The organism is Micromonospora sagamiensis (assembly GCF_014680085.1).
Classification (GTDB): Bacteria; Actinomycetota; Actinomycetes; order Mycobacteriales; family Micromonosporaceae; genus Micromonospora; species Micromonospora inyonensis.
The window spans coordinates 4,736,508-4,752,241 of record NZ_AP023438.1 but is presented as its reverse complement, the minus strand read 5'-3'; the positions used below and the strand labels follow the sequence as shown (position 1 = coordinate 4,752,241).

General features: G+C 73.8%; 14 protein-coding genes and 2 pseudogenes. 8 read left to right on the top strand and 8 right to left on the bottom strand.

Translation table 11 applies throughout. The features are described from left to right. Positions 1 to 38: 38 nt before the first annotated feature. Positions 39 to 842 carry a class I SAM-dependent methyltransferase gene (locus IGA62_RS20940; RefSeq protein WP_145819213.1) on the bottom strand — a complete coding sequence of 268 codons (804 nt, stop codon included), beginning with the start codon at positions 840 to 842 and terminating at the stop codon, positions 39 to 41. Between the two features lie 81 nt (positions 843 to 923). Then, positions 924 to 1,949, bottom strand: coding sequence for a non-homologous end-joining DNA ligase (gene ligD, locus IGA62_RS20935; RefSeq protein WP_145819214.1), 1,026 nt, complete (start codon positions 1,947 to 1,949; stop codon positions 924 to 926). 47 nt (positions 1,950 to 1,996) lie between these two features. Between ligD and msrB the strand changes: the two genes are divergently transcribed. After that, positions 1,997 to 2,407, top strand: coding sequence for a peptide-methionine (R)-S-oxide reductase MsrB (gene msrB / locus IGA62_RS20930; RefSeq protein ID WP_091463117.1), 411 nt, complete (start codon positions 1,997 to 1,999; stop codon positions 2,405 to 2,407). 47 nt (positions 2,408 to 2,454) lie between these two features. Here msrB and IGA62_RS20925 read toward each other — a convergent pair whose 3' ends face one another. Beyond that, on the bottom strand, positions 2,455 to 2,730 hold the full coding sequence (locus IGA62_RS20925; RefSeq protein ID WP_145819215.1) for an isoamylase early set domain-containing protein: 276 nt from the start codon (positions 2,728 to 2,730) through the stop codon (positions 2,455 to 2,457). Positions 2,731 to 2,886: 156 nt separating this feature from the next. Between IGA62_RS20925 and IGA62_RS20920 the strand changes: the two genes are divergently transcribed. Together IGA62_RS20920 and IGA62_RS20915 are read left to right on the top strand one after the other, a co-directional pair. Next, positions 2,887 to 3,147 (top strand): Prokaryotic metallothionein, encoded by a 261-nt coding sequence (locus IGA62_RS20920; RefSeq protein ID WP_091463119.1) that lies wholly within the window; start codon positions 2,887 to 2,889, stop codon positions 3,145 to 3,147. A 13-nt stretch (positions 3,148 to 3,160) separates the two neighbouring features. Continuing rightward, positions 3,161 to 3,613 carry a GNAT family N-acetyltransferase gene (locus IGA62_RS20915; protein ID WP_145819216.1) on the top strand — a complete coding sequence of 151 codons (453 nt, stop codon included), beginning with the start codon at positions 3,161 to 3,163 and terminating at the stop codon, positions 3,611 to 3,613. A gap of 61 nt (positions 3,614 to 3,674) precedes the next feature. Here IGA62_RS20915 and hemQ read toward each other — a convergent pair whose 3' ends face one another. From hemQ to hemE, 3 genes are read right to left on the bottom strand one after another with little or no spacing between them, the layout of a single operon-like run. Continuing rightward, on the bottom strand, positions 3,675 to 4,379 hold the full coding sequence (hemQ, locus tag IGA62_RS20910) for a hydrogen peroxide-dependent heme synthase (RefSeq protein ID WP_145819217.1): 705 nt from the start codon (positions 4,377 to 4,379) through the stop codon (positions 3,675 to 3,677). Next, the gene (gene hemG / locus IGA62_RS20905; protein ID WP_145819218.1) at positions 4,376 to 5,785 is read right to left on the bottom strand and encodes a protoporphyrinogen oxidase; all 1,410 of its coding nucleotides are present in this window, start codon (positions 5,783 to 5,785) and stop codon (positions 4,376 to 4,378) included. The genes hemQ and hemG overlap by 4 nt, the downstream gene beginning before the upstream one ends. Positions 5,786 to 5,797: 12 nt before the next feature. After that, complete coding sequence (gene hemE / locus IGA62_RS20900; RefSeq protein ID WP_091464294.1) at positions 5,798 to 6,904, bottom strand: uroporphyrinogen decarboxylase; 1,107 nt, start codon at positions 6,902 to 6,904, stop codon at positions 5,798 to 5,800. Between the two features lie 188 nt (positions 6,905 to 7,092). Here hemE and IGA62_RS20895 point away from each other — a divergent pair, with 188 nt between their 5' ends. Next, positions 7,093 to 7,665 (top strand): DUF3000 domain-containing protein, encoded by a 573-nt coding sequence (locus IGA62_RS20895; RefSeq protein WP_145819219.1) that lies wholly within the window; start codon positions 7,093 to 7,095, stop codon positions 7,663 to 7,665. An 85-nt stretch (positions 7,666 to 7,750) separates the two neighbouring features. On the opposite strand, the gene IGA62_RS20890 is transcribed toward IGA62_RS20895, so the two are convergent. Together IGA62_RS20890 and IGA62_RS20885 are read right to left on the bottom strand one after the other, a co-directional pair. Then, positions 7,751 to 8,614, bottom strand: a complete 864-nt coding sequence (locus tag IGA62_RS20890; RefSeq protein WP_145819220.1) for a hypothetical protein — start codon at positions 8,612 to 8,614, stop codon at positions 7,751 to 7,753. Positions 8,615 to 8,693: 79 nt separating this feature from the next. Beyond that, a pseudogene (locus IGA62_RS20885) lies at positions 8,694 to 9,866 on the bottom strand (S1C family serine protease). A 204-nt stretch (positions 9,867 to 10,070) separates the two neighbouring features. On the opposite strand from IGA62_RS20885, the pseudogene IGA62_RS20880 reads away from it, so the two are divergent. From IGA62_RS20880 to IGA62_RS20865, 4 genes and pseudogenes are all read left to right on the top strand, one after another. Continuing rightward, a pseudogene (locus tag IGA62_RS20880) lies at positions 10,071 to 11,387 on the top strand (ribonuclease D). A gap of 182 nt (positions 11,388 to 11,569) precedes the next feature. Further along, positions 11,570 to 12,766 (top strand): thiolase family protein, encoded by a 1,197-nt coding sequence (locus tag IGA62_RS20875; protein WP_145819221.1) that lies wholly within the window; start codon positions 11,570 to 11,572, stop codon positions 12,764 to 12,766. Next, positions 12,763 to 14,832, top strand: a complete 2,070-nt coding sequence (locus IGA62_RS20870) for a 3-hydroxyacyl-CoA dehydrogenase NAD-binding domain-containing protein (protein ID WP_145819222.1) — start codon at positions 12,763 to 12,765, stop codon at positions 14,830 to 14,832. The genes IGA62_RS20875 and IGA62_RS20870 overlap by 4 nt, the downstream gene beginning before the upstream one ends. Positions 14,833 to 14,998: 166 nt before the next feature. Next, complete coding sequence (locus IGA62_RS20865) at positions 14,999 to 15,715, top strand: hypothetical protein (protein ID WP_145819223.1); 717 nt, start codon at positions 14,999 to 15,001, stop codon at positions 15,713 to 15,715. Positions 15,716 to 15,734: the final 19 nt, after the last annotated feature.

Sequence of the window (15,734 nt, the reverse complement as noted above, 5' to 3'; positions counted from 1 at the left end):
GCGCCTCCGGCGGCTTCGACCGCCACCTGACGACACCGTCAGGCGCGACAGAGGATCTCGCCGTGCAGGATGGCGAACCAGCCGTCGTCGTCGGCGGCCCACTCCCGCCAGCCAGCCGACAGGCGGTCCAGGTCTTCCGTCGTGGCCAGGCCCGACGCCCGCACCTGGTCGGCCATGGCCGAATGCCGGATCCGGTCGGCCCACATGCCGCCCCACCACTGCCGGTCCTCGGGCGTGGCGAAGCACCAGGTGCTCGCCGTGGCGGTGACGTCGGTGAACCCGGCGGCGCGGGCCCAGGAGAGGAGCCGGCGGCCGGCGTCGGGCTCCCCGCCGTTGGCCCGGGCGGCCCGCTGGTAGAGGGCGAGCCACTCGTCCAGCTCGGGCACCCGGGGGAACCAGGTGAACGCGGCGTAGTCGCTGTCCCGGGCGGCGACGATCCCACCGGGCCGGCACACCCGGCGCATCTCGCGCAGCGCCTCGACCGGATCGGCCACGTGCTGGAGCACCTGATGGGCGTGCACCACGTCGTACGTCGCGTCGGGCAGGTCCAACCCGTGCACGTCGGCCACCACGAAGTCGACGTCGTCCCGTCCGCGGGCCCGCGCCTCGGCCCGCGCGAGTTCGAGGGCCTCCTCGCTGACCTCCAGCGCGGTGACCCGGGCCACCCGCCCGGCCAGGTCGGCGGTGATGGTGCCGGGCCCGCAGCCGACGTCGAGCAGAACCTGGTCGGACGTCAGGTGCGGCAGGAGGTATCCGGCGGAGTTCTCCGCGGTACGCCAGCGGTGCGACCGCAGCACCGTCTCGTGGTGTCCGTGGGTGTAGACGTTGCGCGCGGCGACCATGACGGGGCCTCCTCGTTCCGGGTGCCCCGAACCTAACCGCCGCATCCCTTGATGCGGGACGGCGATCCCGAAATGCAGGACTCAGGCAGGGTCGGGTCGCGCCCGGGAGGGCTGGACCCGCTTCGGTTCGCCCGGCATCTTCGGGTGGTCCGGCGGGTACGGCAGGTCGCCCGAGCCGGTGGCGTCGTCCCGGTCGGCCCACTCCAGCAGCGGGGTGATGTCCCACGGGCGCTCGTCGATGCCGGCGTGCGGGTCGCCCCGCTCGGCCAGCCGGGCCGGCACGCTGCCGAGGTGGAAGTCGTCCGGCTCGACGTCGGGCAGCTCGTCCCAGTCGACCGGGGTGGAGACGGTGGCCCGGGCGTTAGCCCGCAGCGAGTACGCGCAGGCGATCGTCCGGTCCCGGGCCATCTGGTTGTAGTCGACGAAGACGTGCGCCCCGCGCTCCTCCTTCCACCAGGCGGTGGTGATCAGATCGGGGCGGCGGCGTTCGAGTTCCCGGGCCAGGGCGATGGTGGCCCGGCGCACCTCGGTGAACGTCCAGCGCGGCTCGATGCGCAGGTAGACGTGGACGCCCCGGCCGCCGGAGGTCTTCGGCCAGCCCGTCGCGCCGAGTTCGTCGAGCAGGGCGCGCAGTTCGCCGGCCGCGGTCACCGCGTCGGCGAAGTCCGTGCCGGGCTGCGGGTCCAGGTCGACCCGCAGCTCGTCGGGCCGGTCCACGTCGGCGGCGCGCACCGGCCAGGGGTGGAAGACGATCGTGCCCATCTGCGCCGCCCAGGCGACGTGGGCCAGGTCGGCCGGGCAGAGCTCGTCGGCGCTGCGCCCGCTGGGGAAGTTGATCCGCGCGGTCTCCACCCACGGTGGCACGCCCCGGGCCGGCACCCGCTTCTGGAAGAACATCTCCCCCTCGATGCCATCGGGGAAGCGTTGCAGCGTGGTGGGACGGTGCCGCAGCGCCCGCATGATCCCGTCGCCCACGGCGAGGTAGTAGTGGAAGACGTCGGCCTTGGTGAACCCCCGGCCCGGGTAGATCACCCGATCCGGGCTGCTCAGCCGTACGGTATGCCCGGCCACCTCGATCTCGACGGCCGCTGCCTTGGTACCACCCATGCCGCGACCATATGTCACACCTGTGACAGGCGGCCTATTCTTGGCTGGTGAGTCTTTCCGAGAGCGAACTGCCCCGCACCGAGGACGAGTGGCGCGTCCGGCTCAGCCCGGAGGAGTTCCGGGTCCTGCGTCAGGCCGGCACCGAGCGCCCGTGGACCGGCGAGTACGTCGAGACTAAGACCCCGGGCGTCTACCACTGCCGCGCCTGCGGTGCCGAACTCTTCTCCAGCGACACCAAGTTCGACTCGCACTGCGGCTGGCCGAGCTTCGACGACGCGCTGCCCGGTGCGGTCAAGGAGATCCCGGACAACACCCTCGGCATGCGGCGCGTCGAGATCCGCTGCGCGCGCTGCGACAGCCACCTGGGGCACGTCTTCCACGGCGAGGGCTTCACCCCGAAGGACACCCGGCACTGCGTCAACTCGGTCTCCATCCGGTTGACGCCGCGCGAGGGCTGAGCCGGGGCGACCGGCGGGACCGGCCCTCAGACCGGCGGAACCGGCCCTCAGATCAGGAGCAGGCCACCCCGCTCGTCCACCAGGTCGGCGTGCTCGTCGTCGAGCCACACCCCGCCGGTCGCCAGATAGCGGAACCGGTACTCCCCCGGGCCCAGCTTCACGGTGACCGTCCGGGTGCCGTCCCGGCGGGCGACCAGTTCGTGCCGTCCGGGCTGCCAGTCGTTGAACGAGCCGACGACGCTGACCGTCCCCGGCGGAAGGTCGCGGGGCAGGCAGAAGGTGACACGGGTCTGGTTGCCGAAGAGTTTGTTGCGCTTGATCACGCCGATCCTCCGCCGGTCGGGTCCTCTCACCGGGTCCAACGCGCGACACGCCCGGCACGACGCGCCACCCGACCGGACGTCTTCGGCCTGTTCCGCCGCCACGCCGCCCTCCGGTGCCGCACTCTCGGGGCATGACTGCCGATGGGGGGATCCGTCATGGCGACCTGTGAGGTCTGCGGCAACGACTACTGGATGGCGTTCGAGGTCCGGACGGTCAGCGGTGACTCGCACACCTTCGACTCGTTCGAGTGTGCGGTGCACCGGCTGGCCCCGGTCTGCGAGCACTGCCAGCTCAAGATCGTGGGGCACGGCGTGGAGGTGTCCGGCCGGTTCTTCTGCTCGGCGCACTGCGCCCGCACCGTCGAGGGGGAACGCGCCGCCGAGGTCGCCGACGCCGTCGGCGTCCGGCCCGGCTGACTAGCATCGCGGTATGCAGCCCCGGACCATCGACCTGCGGGTCGCCTCCTTCGCCGACCTGGACACCCGCACCTTCCACGACCTGCTGAGACTGCGCATCGACGTGTTCGTGGTGGAGCAGGAGTGCCCGTACCCGGAACTCGACGGGCGGGACGTCGAGCCGGGCACCCGGCATCTCTGGCTGGCCGAGGACGGCACGCCGGTGGCGTACCTGCGGATCCTGGCCGACCCGGGCGGCGTCGAGCGGATCGGCCGGGTCGTGGTGGCGCCGGCGGCGCGCGGCGGCGGGCACGCCGGGCGGCTGATGACCGAGGCGCTGGCCGTGGTCGGACACCGCCCGTGCGTCCTGGAGGCGCAGTCGCACCTGGTCGACTTCTACGCCCGGTACGGCTTCACCGTCAGCGGCCCGGAGTACGTGGAGGACGGCATCCCGCACACCCCGATGCGCCGCGAACCCGCGTCCTGACCGGCGGCTCCGCCCGCCGACCCCGGATCGGGACCGGGGTCGGCGACGGCACCGGCCCGAATCAGGGCAGCGCGGCGACGATGTCGGTGAGCGAGCGGCGACGGCCGGTGTAGAAGGGGATCTCCTCGCGGACGTGCCGGCGGGCCCGGGAGGCGCGCAGGTCCCGCATCAGGTCCACGATCCGGTGCAGCTCGTCGGCCTCGAAGGCGAGCATCCACTCGTAGTCGCCGAGGGCGAACGAGGCGACCGTGTTCGCCCGCACGTCCGGGTAGCCCCGGGCCATCCGGCCGTGCTCGGCGAGTAGCTCGCGCCGCTCGGCGTCGGGCAGCAGGTACCACTCGTAGGAGCGGACGAACGGGTAGACGCAGACGTACGCCCGCGCCTCCTCGCCGGCCAGGAACGCCGGGATGTGGCTCTTGTTGAACTCCGCCGGCCGGTGCAGCGCCATCTGCGACCAGACCGGGGTCGTCGCCCGCCCGAGCGCGGTGCGCCGGAACCGGCCGTACGCGTCCTGGAGGTCGTCGCTGGAGGAGGAGTGCCACCAGATCATCAGGTCGGCGTCGGCGCGCAGCCCGGCGACGTCGTAGGTCCCCCGGACCACCACGTCCTTGCCGGCCAACTCCTCGACGAGCGCCTCGGCCTCGGCGCTGACGTTGTCCCGCAGGGCCGGCAGGGGGCTGGTGGCCCGGAACACCGACCACATCGTGTAGCGGATGCTCGCGTTCAGCTCCCGCAGCCGGGCCGCGTTGCTCTGCTCGTCGGTCATGTCGCCGGTCCTCCCAGTGCAGTGATGATCTCGTCGGCCGCCGTCTCGCCGGAGCGGACGCAGACCGGGATGCCGACCCCGTCGTACCCGGCCCCGGCCAGGGCCAGCGTCGGGTGGGCCGCCCGCAGTTCCGTCCGGGCCGCCGCCACCCGGTCGGAGTGTCCCGGGGTGTACTGCGGCAGCGCCCCGCCCCACCGTTGCACGTGGCTGGCCAGCGGCGTCGGCAGGGTGGCGCCGAGCACCCCGGACAGCTCCCGGTGCACGGTGGCGACCAGGTCGGCGTCGGGGAGTTGCAACTGCTGCTCCTCGCCGTACCGGCCGACCGAGGCGCGCACCAGCGCCACCCCGTCCGACCGGCGCAGGTGCCCCCACTTGGTGGTGAAGAAGGTGGACGCCTTGATCAGGAGGCCCTCGGTGCCGGGAACGAGGAAGCCGGAGAGAGCCGGCAGCTCCGGCTCGGGCAGGGCCAGGGTGACCAGCGCGACACTGGCGTAGTCGAGCCCGCCGACCCGGTCGGCCACCTCCGGGGCGACGCTGGTGAGCAGGCGCGCGGCCGGTCGGGCCGGCACGGCGAGCAGCACCGCGTCGACCTCCACCGACTCCGGGTCCCGGGTGGGGCCCACGGTCAGCCGCCACCGCCCGCCCAGCGGGGTGAGTTCACGGACCGTCGCGCCGAGCCGGAGCGTCGCTCCGCTGGCGCTCGCCGCCGTCTCGACCAGTCGGCTCATCCCACCGGCCAGCGCACCGAAGACCGGCGCGCCGGGCGCGCGGGGGGCGGCGGCCTGCGCCGCCCGGACCGCCCCGGTGAGGGTGTGCTCCACCCGGGCCGCGCGGGCCAGCGCCGGCATGGTGGTGACCAGGGACAGGTCGTCGGCGCGGCCGGCGTAGACGCCACCGAGCATCGGGTCGACCAGCCGGTCCACCACCTGGTCGCCGAGGCGGGCCCGGACCAGCGCGCCGACCGCGACGTCCTCGTCCGGGCCGAGCAGCGGCCGGCCGCCGTCGACGTCGGCCGCCGCGACGGGTTCGGCCACCGTCGCCACCTTGTCCAGGTCCCCCGGTACGCCCACCAGGGTGCCCCCCGGGATGGGGCGCAGCCCCCCGTCGACGGCGAGCGCGGCCTGCCCGACGGTCGGGTGCACGATCTCGGCGTCCAGCCCGAGCCGGCGGACCAGGGTCACCGCCGCGGACTCGCCGCCGGCCGGGTCGCGCATCAGGAACGACTCCGCGCCGAACTCCACCGGCCCGCCGGCGAGGCTGCCGGTGCGCAGCTTGCCGCCGAGCGCGCCGGACTGCTCGTACACGGTGACCTCGGTCCCGGCGGGGGCGCGGTCACGCAACCGGACGGCGGCGGCCAGCCCGGTGATCCCACCGCCGATGACCGCGATCCGCCACGGTTGCCGCATGGTCGCCTCCGGTCAGTCCACGGGCCGCGCGGACACCTCGTGCACCAGCGCGACCACCCGGGTCAGCACGTCGGGGTCGGTCTCCGGCAGGACGCCGTGACCGAGGTTGAAGACGTGACCGGGCGCGGCCCGGCCCTCGTCGAGGATGCGCCGCACCTCGGCCTCGACCACCGGCCAGGGGGCGAAGAGCACGCACGGGTCGAGATTGCCCTGGACCGCCCGGTCCGGGCCGATCCGCTTCGTGGCGACGTCCAACGGGGTACGCCAGTCCACGCCGACCACGTCCGCGCCGGCCTCCCCCATCGCGGTCAGCAGCTCGGCGGTGCCCACTCCGAAGTGGATCCGGGGCACCCCGGCGTCGGCCAGCCCGGCCAGCACCATCGCCGAGTGCGGCTGCACGTAGCGACGGTAGTCGGCCTCCGACAGCGCGCCGGCCCAGGAGTCGAAGAGCTGCACCGCGGAGACCCCGGCGGCGATCTGCACACGCAGGAACGCCAGCGTGACCTCGGCGAGCCGGCCGCAGAGCGCGTGCCAGAGCTCCGGGTCGCCGTACATCAGCGCCTTGGTCTTCGCGTGGGTCCGCGACGGACCCCCCTCGACCAGGTAGCTGGCCAGGGTGAACGGCGCACCGGCGAATCCGATCAGCGGGGTCTCGCCCAGCTCGGCGACGAGCAGCCGGACCGCCTCGTCGACGTACGAGACGTCCTCGACGGTGATCGGTCGGATCCGCTCGACGTCGGCGCGGTCGCGCACCGGCTCGGCGACCACCGGGCCGGTGCCGGGCACGATGTCCAGGTCGACGCCGGCCGCCGCGACCGGCACCACGATGTCGCTGAACAGGATCGCCGCGTCCACGCCGTGCCGGCGTACCGGTTGGAGGGTGATCTCGGCGACCAGCTCGGGACGGCGGCAGGACTCCAGCATCGCCACGTTGGCCCGGATCTCGCGGTACTCCGGCAGCGAGCGCCCGGCCTGGCGCATGAACCAGACCGGCGTGTGCGGGCCGGGTCGCCGGCGACAGGCCCGGACGAAGGGCGAGTCGGCGGTGCGGGATGCTCCACCCGCGCTCAGGCGGGTCTCTCCGTCTCGGGCAGCGCCGCCCGCGGTGGTGGTGGTCATCGCGGCAATCGTGCCACGACCGCCGCCACCGACGGTCACCCGGGTTGCGAAGGACACGTCCCCCGAGAGCCACCAGCCGGTCACGCTGCGCGTTCCCGGCGGGCGTGGGCGTCGACGGCGGCGCCGACGTCCGGCCGGTGCCGGCGCGCCGGCACCGGCCGGACGTCGCGGCGGCTTAGGCTGCCCGCATGTCCCCTCCGATCGCGCTTCCGGAGACCTTCGCCCGCGCGGTCGCCGGGCTGCGGTCGGTGGCGGCCCGGCCCGAGATCGTGATGGAGGAGGTGGGTGCGCCGAAGCGGCTCGCCCCGTACGCCTTCGCCCTCTCCGCCACGGTGCTGCGCGACGACGACGAGGTGGCCACCGGGCGGCTCATCCTGCTGCACGACCCGGCCGGGCACGAGGCGTGGCAGGGCACGCTGCGGTTGGTCAGCTACGTCACCGCGGACCTGGAGGCCGACCTCGCCGCCGATCCACTGCTGCCCGGGGTGGGCTGGACCTGGCTGACCGACGCGCTGGAGGCACAGGACGCGGGCTACCGGGCGCTCGGCGGCACCGTCACCCAGACCATGTCCACCCGGTTCGGCGACCTGGCCGGGCCACCGGCCACCGGGGACGTCGAGATCCGGGCCTCGTGGACCCCGATCGACGACGACCTGGCCCCGCACCTGCACGCCTGGTGCACGCTGCTCGCCTCCACCGCCGGCCTGCCGCCGCCGGGAGTGACCGCGCTGCCCGATCGCCGGCCCGCCGCCACCGGCTGACGCGTCGGTCCGGGACCCGTCGTCGCTTCTTCCGGCGGCAACCGGGCGACGACCGGCCCCGGACCGACCGGGACGCAGGCGTGTGTCAGAGGTACTTCTCAGCCTCGTCGCAGACCGCGTCGAGGCCCTTGACGGCCTGGTCGTAGGCCGTCTTGTTGCCGGCCGCGGCGGCGCTCAGGGCGGTGGTGAGCTTCTCCAGGCAGTTCGCGATGACCTTCTTCTGCCGGGCCTGCTCGTCGCGGTCGTTCTTGGTGCCGGTGAGGTCCTGCTGGGTGTCGGTCAGCTTGTCCTTGGCGGTCTGCAACTCGCCCTTGAGCTTCTCGATCTCCTTGACCTTGGTGTCCCGGTCGGTCGTCCGGGCGACCAGGTTCTTCTCGGTGCGCTCGAGGTCGCCGCTGGTGTTCAGGTAGAGCCCGGTCATCACGCCGCCGAGGACGAAGAGCAGACCGGCCACGATCGCCAGCACGAGCACCGCCCGGCCACGCCCGCCGCCCCTGCCGGGGGTGGTGGCCGGCGGCGGGTACCCGGGCGGGCCGGACATCGGCGGGCCGAAGGGCTGACCGGAGGGCTGGCCGGAGGTGGGGGTGTACTGGCCCGGAACCGGCACGCCGGAGGTCGGGGAGTAGCCAGCGGGTGCCGGCGTCTCGGCCGGCGGCGCGGACTGCGGGTAACCGCCGGGGTAGCCCGGCTGCGGGTAGCCGGCGGCCGGGGGCGCGGACTGCGGGTAGCCCGCGGCGGGCGGCGCGGACTGCGGGTAACCGGTGGCGGGCGGCGCGGACTGCGGGTAGCCGGACGGCTGCTGCGACAGCGTCGGGTCGATGCCGAACTGCTGGGTCGGCTCGTGCCCCTGCGGTTCGCGCTGGGAACCGTACAGCCCGCCGCCGGAACCGGCCGGCGGCTGCTGCGGGTACCCCGGCGGCGGATATCCGCCGGTGGGTGGCTGGGTCATGACTACTTCCTCCGAAAGGGCTGGTCCGGCTCCGGTTGACGGGGCGGACCGGGCGGGTACGGGCGCGTCGGCGGACGGGTCAGCAGATGTCGAAGCCGTCGCACGCGGTCTTGATCGGCACGGCCAGGCCGATGCCCTCGGCGTTGCGGGCCTTGGCGGTGGCGATGCCGACGACCTGCTTGGCGCCGTTGATGACCGGGCCGCCGGAGTTGCCGGGGTTGATCGGGGCGTCGAACTGGATGACGTCGCCGCCGCCGTTCTCCGCCTTGCGGAAGGCGCTCACCACACCGGTGGTGACGCTGTCGGTGAGGCCGAGCGGTGCGCCGACGACGACGATCTGCTGCCCGGACTTCACCGGGGTGGGGGCGGTGACCAGGCCGGTGAACTTGGCGGCCGTCCGCAGGTGGGCGACGTCGTTCTCCTCGTCGACCTTGACGATGGTGGCCGGGAACCGCTGGTCGGTGCGCTCCAGGAACACCTGGCGCTCGCCACTGGTCCAGAGCGACTCGACCACGTGGTAGTTGGTGAACAGGTTCGCCCCGCCCTCGGAGTTGGGCTTGCCGACGGCGAACGCCGTGCCGGTGGCGTTGCCGGCCCGGACACGGAAGACGCTCCGCAGCACCGTCGCGGCGATGTCCTCCGGGTTGAACACCGTCCCGGCCTGCTTCTCCAGTTCCTCCGCCCGCTACTCCACACCGTCGAGGCGAACGCCGTCGCGGTCCTGCGCGGTGGCCAGGTCGCGGCGGGTGTCGCCGAGCCGGTCGTTGAGCACGTGGATCTGGTACGCCTGGACGCCGGACACCAGGACCAGCAGCAGCGCCAGCAGCAGGGCGGCCCGGGGCAGCCAGCCGGAGCGCTGGCGGACGACGGGCGCCTCGCCCGGATGCGAGGTGCCCGGGAAGGCCGGCCCGGAGGCGGCCGGCGGCTGGCCGGGCGACCAGGTCGGCGGGGCCGGAACCGGCTGCGCCGGCGGTTGCCCGGTGTCGCCGGCGGTCGGCCAGGTGCCCCGGGGAGCGGGCACCGCGGCCGGGGCCGGCGCGGCGGCGTAACCGGCCGCCGGGGCGCCCGGGTGTCCTCCGCCCACCGGGGGCTGCCCGGGGACCGGGGCACCGGGCGCCGGGGGCGCGGGCCAGCCGCCCACCCCCGTGCGGGGCGGCTCCATCCGTGGTGGCAGCGGCCCTGGTCTACCTCCGTGGTCACCGGGTGCCGGCCCGACCGGTCCACCGTCCTGCGGCCCGTACCCCGCCGTCATGATTGCCACGTCCTCCCCGCTGAGCGCCTGCCGGCGGCCCTGCCGCCTGCGCTGCGCCGGCGGTGGGCTCGATGGACCGTACCGGCCCCGGATGACATTGTCTCCCCTGTTGTCCAGCCCTGCGACGGCGGCACCGGACCGGTTGCCGACACGCACCGGAGGAGGCTGCGCGCACCGGATCGCCGCGCGCACTAGGGTTGTCAGGTGACCGACGAACCACCCCTGCGCCGTCGGGCCGCCGAACGCCGACCGGGAAACGAACCGCAGCACCCGCCATCGGCCGCGCCGGAGCCGACGGACGCGGGGACCGAAGCGACCGCCGAGCAGCCCGTACCCCTGACCGCACCCCGGGAGGGCACACCTGAGCCGGTGGCCACATCGGCCGCGTTGGCCGAGGTGGTGGCCCGGTTCGCAGCGGGCACCGGACCGGTGGCCATCGACGCGGAACGTGCCTCCGGATACCGCTACAGCCAGCGCGCCTACCTGGTACAGCTGCGTCGACACGGCGCCGGCACCGTCCTGATCGACCCGTTGCCGCTGCCCGACCTCTCCACCCTCGACGCGGTGATCGGCCCGGCCGAGTGGGTGCTCCACGCGGCCAGCCAGGATCTGCCCTGCCTGGCCGAGCTGGGGCTGCGCCCGCGCCGGCTGTTCGACACCGAACTGGCCGCCCGGCTGGCCGGGTTCGAGCGGGTCGGCCTGGCCGCGCTGACCGAACACCTGCTGGGTTACACCCTGGAGAAGCACCACTCGGCGGCCGACTGGTCCAGCCGCCCCCTGCCGGAGTCCTGGTTGACCTACGCCGCCCTCGACGTGGAGCTCCTCGTCGACCTCCGCGACGCGCTCGCCGCGGAGCTGGAGCGGCAGGGCAAGCAGGAGTGGGCGGCGGAGGAGTTCGCCGCGCTGGTGGCCGCCGGGGCGCGACCGCCCCGGGTCCGGGCCGAGCCGTGGCGGCGCACCTCCGGCATCCACCGGCTGCGCGGCGCGCGGGCCCAGGCGCGCGTCCGGTCGTTGTGGTACGCCCGGGACCAGATCGCCGCCCGCCGGGACGCGGCTCCCGGACGGGTGCTCCCCGACTCGGCGATCGTCGCCGCCGCCGAGCTGGACCCGAAGGACGAGCGGACGCTGCTGACCCTGCCCGGCTTCGGCGGCCGGTCGGTACGCCGGCTGGCCCGCACCTGACTGGCGGCGTTGGAGGAGGCCCGGCAGCTGCCGGAGGACGCGCTCCCAGTCAGCCCGGCGGTGGAGGGTCCACCCCCGCCGCACCGGTGGGCGGAACGGGACCCGGTGGCCGCGGCGCGGCTGGCCCGGTGCCGGGAGGTGGTGGTCCGGATCGCCGGCGCGCACCGCCTGCCGCCGGAGAACCTGATCACCCCGGACTCGATCCGCCGGTTGGCCTGGACCCCGCCGGAGGAGATCACCGAGGAGACGGTGACCGAGACCCTGCGCGGGTTCGGCGCGCGGACCTGGCAGCTCGGCCTGCTGGTGCCGGAGCTGACCGCCGTCCTGCCCACGCCGTGACGGCGCACACCCACCCCGGGTTCCGGGGTGGGTGTGTCGTGGGACACAGGGAGGGCACGGGCACGGCTGGTTACTGGTGAGTAGCATGCGAGGAACCACGCCCGTGCCGGCGACCTTCGTCCGGCCCGGAGTGCCGCCTGTCGGCGCCCGGGTTGCGGATCATGGTCGAAAAGGAGGCTCAAGTGCCCCGTGAAGTTCGGGATGTCGTCTTCGTCGACGGCGTCCGCACCCCGTTCGGCAAGGCGGGTGGCATGTACGCCAACACCCGCGCCGACGACCTGGTCATCCGCTGCATCCGGGAACTGCTGCGGCGTAACCCGCAGCTGCCGCCGGAGCGGGTCGAGGAGGTGGCCATCGCCGCCACCACCCAGATCGGCGACCAGGGCCTGACCATCGGCCGGACCGCCGCGCTGCTGTCCGGCCTGCCGAAGACCGTGCCCGGCTACGCCATCGACCGGATGTGCGCGGGCGCGATGACGGCGGTGACCACCGTCGCCGGGGGCATCGCGATGGGCGCGTACGACATCGCCGTCGCCGGTGGCGTCGAGCACATGGGGCGGCACCCGATGGGCGAGGGCGTGGACCCGAACCCGCGCATCCTCGCCGAGAAGCTGGTCGACCCGTCCGCCCTGGTGATGGGCGCCACCGCGGAGAACCTGCACGACCGCGTCCCGCACGTCACCAAGGAGCGCGCCGACGCCTTCGCGCTGGCCTCGCAGCAGAAGACCGCGAAGGCGTACGCCAACGGCAAGCTCCAGCCCGACCTGGTCCCGGTCGCGATCCGCGACGGCGACGGCGACTGGGGTCTGGCCACGGTGGACGAGGCCCCCCGGGACACCTCGCTGGAGAAGCTCGCCACCCTGAAGACCCCGTTCCGCCCGCACGGCCGGGTCACCGCCGGCAACGCGGCCGGGCTGAACGACGGCGCCACCGCCAGCCTGATCGCGGCCGAGTCCACCGCCCGCGAGCTGGGCCTGCCGGTCGCCATGCGGCTGGTGTCGTACGGCTTCGTCGGCGTCGAGCCGGAGGTGATGGGCGTCGGCCCGATCCCCTCGACCGAGAAGGCCCTGCGCATCGCCGGGCTGAGCATCGACGACATCGGGCTGTTCGAGCTGAACGAGGCGTTCGCCGTGCAGGTGCTCGCCTTCCTCGACCACTTCGGCATCGCCGACGACGACCCCCGGGTCAACCAGTGGGGCGGCGCGATCGCCATCGGTCACCCGCTCGCCTCCTCGGGCGTACGGCTGATGACCCAGCTCGCCCGGCAGTTCGCCGAGCACCCCGAGGTCCGCTACGGCGTCACCGCCATGTGCATCGGCATCGGCATGGGCGGCACGGTCATCTGGGAGAACCCGAACTGGGAGGGTGGAGACAAGTGAGCGCGCTCGCCGCGGCGAACGAGGTGGTCACGAAGGCGCTGCTGCGCCAGGTGAACGTGCCCGGCCTGGACCGGCCGGCCGCGCTGATCACGCTCGACAACGGCTTCGACCACACCAAGCCGAACACCTTCGGGCCGGGCGGCCTGACCAGCCTGGACGAGGCGATCACCGCCGCGCTGGCCGCGAACCCGGCGTTCGTCGCGGTCACCGGCAAGCCGTACGTCTTCTGCGTGGGCGCGGACCTGGTCAGCCTGCCGCAGATCGCCGGCCGGGAGCAGGCGCTGGAGATCGGCCGGCTCGGCCACCGGGTCTTCGCCCGGCTGAAGGACAGCGACGTCCCGACCTTCGCCTTCGTCAACGGCGCGGCGATGGGGGGTGGCCTGGAGCTGGCCCTGCACTGCCACTACCGGACGCTCTCCGGCGGGGCGGCGGCCCTGGCCCTGCCCGAGGTGTCGCTCGGGCTGGTCCCCGGCTGGGGCGGCACCCAGCTCCTGCCCAACCTGATCGGTATTCCGGCCGCCACCCAGGTGGTCATCCAGAACCCGCTGATGCAGAACAAGATGCTCAGGCCGAGGCAGGCCGCCGAGATGGGCATCGCGGACGTGCTGCTGGAGCCGGCCGACTTCCTCGAGCGATCCCTGGAGTGGGCCGCCAGCGTGGTGCGCGGTGAGATCACCGTGGCCCGCCCGGAGGTCGACCGGGACATGTGGGACGGCGTGCTCTTCTTCGCCCGGCAGATGCTCGACCAGCGGCTGCACGGTGCGGTCCCGGCCGCCAACAAGGCCCTGGAGCTGCTGGCGCTGGCCAAGGAGGCCGACTTCGCCACCGGCAGCGCCGCCGAGGACGAGGCCCTGGCCGACCTGGTCTTCAGCGAGGAACTCCGCAGCGGCCTGTACGCCTTCGACCTGGTGCAGCGGCGGGCCAAGCGCCCGGTCGGCGCGCCGGACAAGGGGCTGGCCCGTGAGGTCACCAAGGTCGGCATCGTCGGTGCCGGCCTGATGGCCAGCCAGCTCGCGCTGCTGTTCGCCCGCCGCCTCCAGGTGCCGGTGGTGATGACCGACCTGGACCAGGCCCGGGTGGACAAGGGCGTCGGCTACGTGCACGCCCAGATCGAGAAGCAGGTCGCCAAGGGCCGGATGGACAAGGGTACGGCGGCGAAGCTGTACGGCCTGGTCTCCGGCTCGGTCGACAAGGGCGTCTTCGCCGACGCCGACTTCGTCATCGAGGCGGTCTTCGAGGACCTGGGCGTCAAGAAGCAGGTCTGGGCCGAACTGGAGAAGATCGTCTCGCCGGAGGCGGTGCTGGCCACCAACACCTCCTCGCTCTCGGTGACCGCGATGGCCGCCGACCTGGAGCACCCCGAGCGGGTCGTGGGCTTCCACTTCTTCAACCCGGTCGCGGTGCTGCCGCTGCTGGAGATCGTCCGGGGCGAGCGGACCGACGACGCCACCCTGGCCACCGCCTTCGCGGTCGGCAAGCAGCTGCGCAAGTCCTGCGTGCTGGTCGCCGACGCCCCGGCGTTCGTGGTCAACCGGCTGCTCACCCGCTTCCTCGGCGAGATCTTCACGGCCGTGGACGCGGGCACCCCGCTGGAGGTGGCCGACAGCGCACTGGACCCGCTGGGCCTGCCGATGCGTCCGCTGGCCCTGCTCCAGCTGGTCGGTCCGGCGGTCGCCCACCACGTGGGCGGCACCCTGCACGCGGCCTTCCCGGACCGGTTCGGCCTCAGCGACAACCTGAAGCGGATCGCCGAGTCGGGCCAGCCGGTCATGGTGGACGACGAGGTGAACCCCGAGGTGGCGAAGCTGCTGGTCGTCGGGGACACGCCGCTGACCGCCGAGCAGGTCCGGCAGGGCGCGCTCGACGCGCTGGCCCAGGAGATCCGGCTGATGCTCGACGAGGGCGTGGTGGCCGAGGCGCAGGACATCGACCTGTGCATGATCCTCGGTGCCGGCTGGCCGTTCCACCTGGGTGGCGTGACGCCGTACCTGGACCGGACCGGCACCTCCGAGCGGGTCACCGGGGCGCGGTTCCTGCCGCGCGGGGCGGCGAGCCTGCCCGCCTGACCCGATCCGACCACCGGGGGTCGGCACGTCGTGACGGCGTGTCGACCCCCGGCTCGTTCGGCGGGCGGCTCGCGGTGCCCCGATGGTGGAGCGTCCCATCGGGGCAACGGCCATGTCGGTCCGGCTGGTTAGGATCACGCGTCCATTCCTTTGATCTGGAGCGTCGATGTCCCAGCCGCACCACCCCCCGCAGCCGGAGTACGGCTCTGCCCACCCCCAGCCGTCGGGCGCGCCCGGCTACGGCACCGGTCAGCCGTACGGGGCCGACCCGATGGCGGCCGGCTTCCCCCCGCCGCCGAAGAAGAAGTCCGGCGTCGGCAAGGTCCTGCTGATCGTCCTCGCCGTGGTGCTGGTGCTCTGCGTCGGCGGTGGCATCGCCATCTGGGCCACCGTGGGTGACGACGTCGGCGAGGTCGTGGAGGCCACCAAGACCCGCGTGGTCGCCCCGGAGACGCTCAACGGCCGGCCCAAGGTCACCGAGCCGGGGCTGGTCGCGGCGTCCACGCAGATGGCCGCCGAGATCAAGAAGGAGGTGCCGGAGGCGACCAGCACGGTCGGCGGCTTCTACGGCGACCCGGCGAAGAACGACCTCGTCATGATCATCGGGGTCTCCGGCCTGATCGCCGACCCGAAGAAGGAGCTGGACGACGCGATCACCGCCCTCTCCAAGGACCTCGGGACCACCAACATGACCGCGGTGGAGGCGGGTCCGCTCGGCGGCGACGCCAAGTGCGGCGACGGCACCTCCGAGGGCGCCAAGCTCGGCATCTGCGTCTGGGCCGACCGGGGCAGCCTCGGCATGGTGATCATCTACTTCAAGACCGGCAAGGAGGCCGAGGCGGAGTTCGGCACCATCCGCTCCGCGATCGAGCAGCGCGACTGAGTCGTCCGGCAAAGGGGCC

What these genes read in the sequence shown, in the direction of transcription:
- IGA62_RS20940 (WP_145819213.1), bottom strand. Translation starts at nt 842, where the DNA reads ATGGTCGCCGCGCGCAACGTCTACACCCACGGACACCACGAGACGGTG.
- ligD (WP_145819214.1), bottom strand. Translation starts at nt 1,949, where the DNA reads ATGGGTGGTACCAAGGCAGCGGCCGTCGAGATCGAGGTGGCCGGGCAT.
- IGA62_RS20920 (WP_091463119.1), top strand. Translation starts at nt 2,887, where the DNA reads ATGGCGACCTGTGAGGTCTGCGGCAACGACTACTGGATGGCGTTCGAG.
- IGA62_RS20915 (WP_145819216.1), top strand. Translation starts at nt 3,161, where the DNA reads ATGCAGCCCCGGACCATCGACCTGCGGGTCGCCTCCTTCGCCGACCTG.
- hemQ (WP_145819217.1), bottom strand. Translation starts at nt 4,379, where the DNA reads ATGACCGACGAGCAGAGCAACGCGGCCCGGCTGCGGGAGCTGAACGCG.
- hemG (WP_145819218.1), bottom strand. Translation starts at nt 5,785, where the DNA reads ATGCGGCAACCGTGGCGGATCGCGGTCATCGGCGGTGGGATCACCGGG.
- hemE (WP_091464294.1), bottom strand. Translation starts at nt 6,904, where the DNA reads ATGACCACCACCACCGCGGGCGGCGCTGCCCGAGACGGAGAGACCCGC.
- IGA62_RS20895 (WP_145819219.1), top strand. Translation starts at nt 7,093, where the DNA reads ATGTCCCCTCCGATCGCGCTTCCGGAGACCTTCGCCCGCGCGGTCGCC.
- IGA62_RS20890 (WP_145819220.1), bottom strand. Translation starts at nt 8,614, where the DNA reads ATGACCCAGCCACCCACCGGCGGATATCCGCCGCCGGGGTACCCGCAG.
- IGA62_RS20865 (WP_145819223.1), top strand. Translation starts at nt 14,999, where the DNA reads ATGTCCCAGCCGCACCACCCCCCGCAGCCGGAGTACGGCTCTGCCCAC.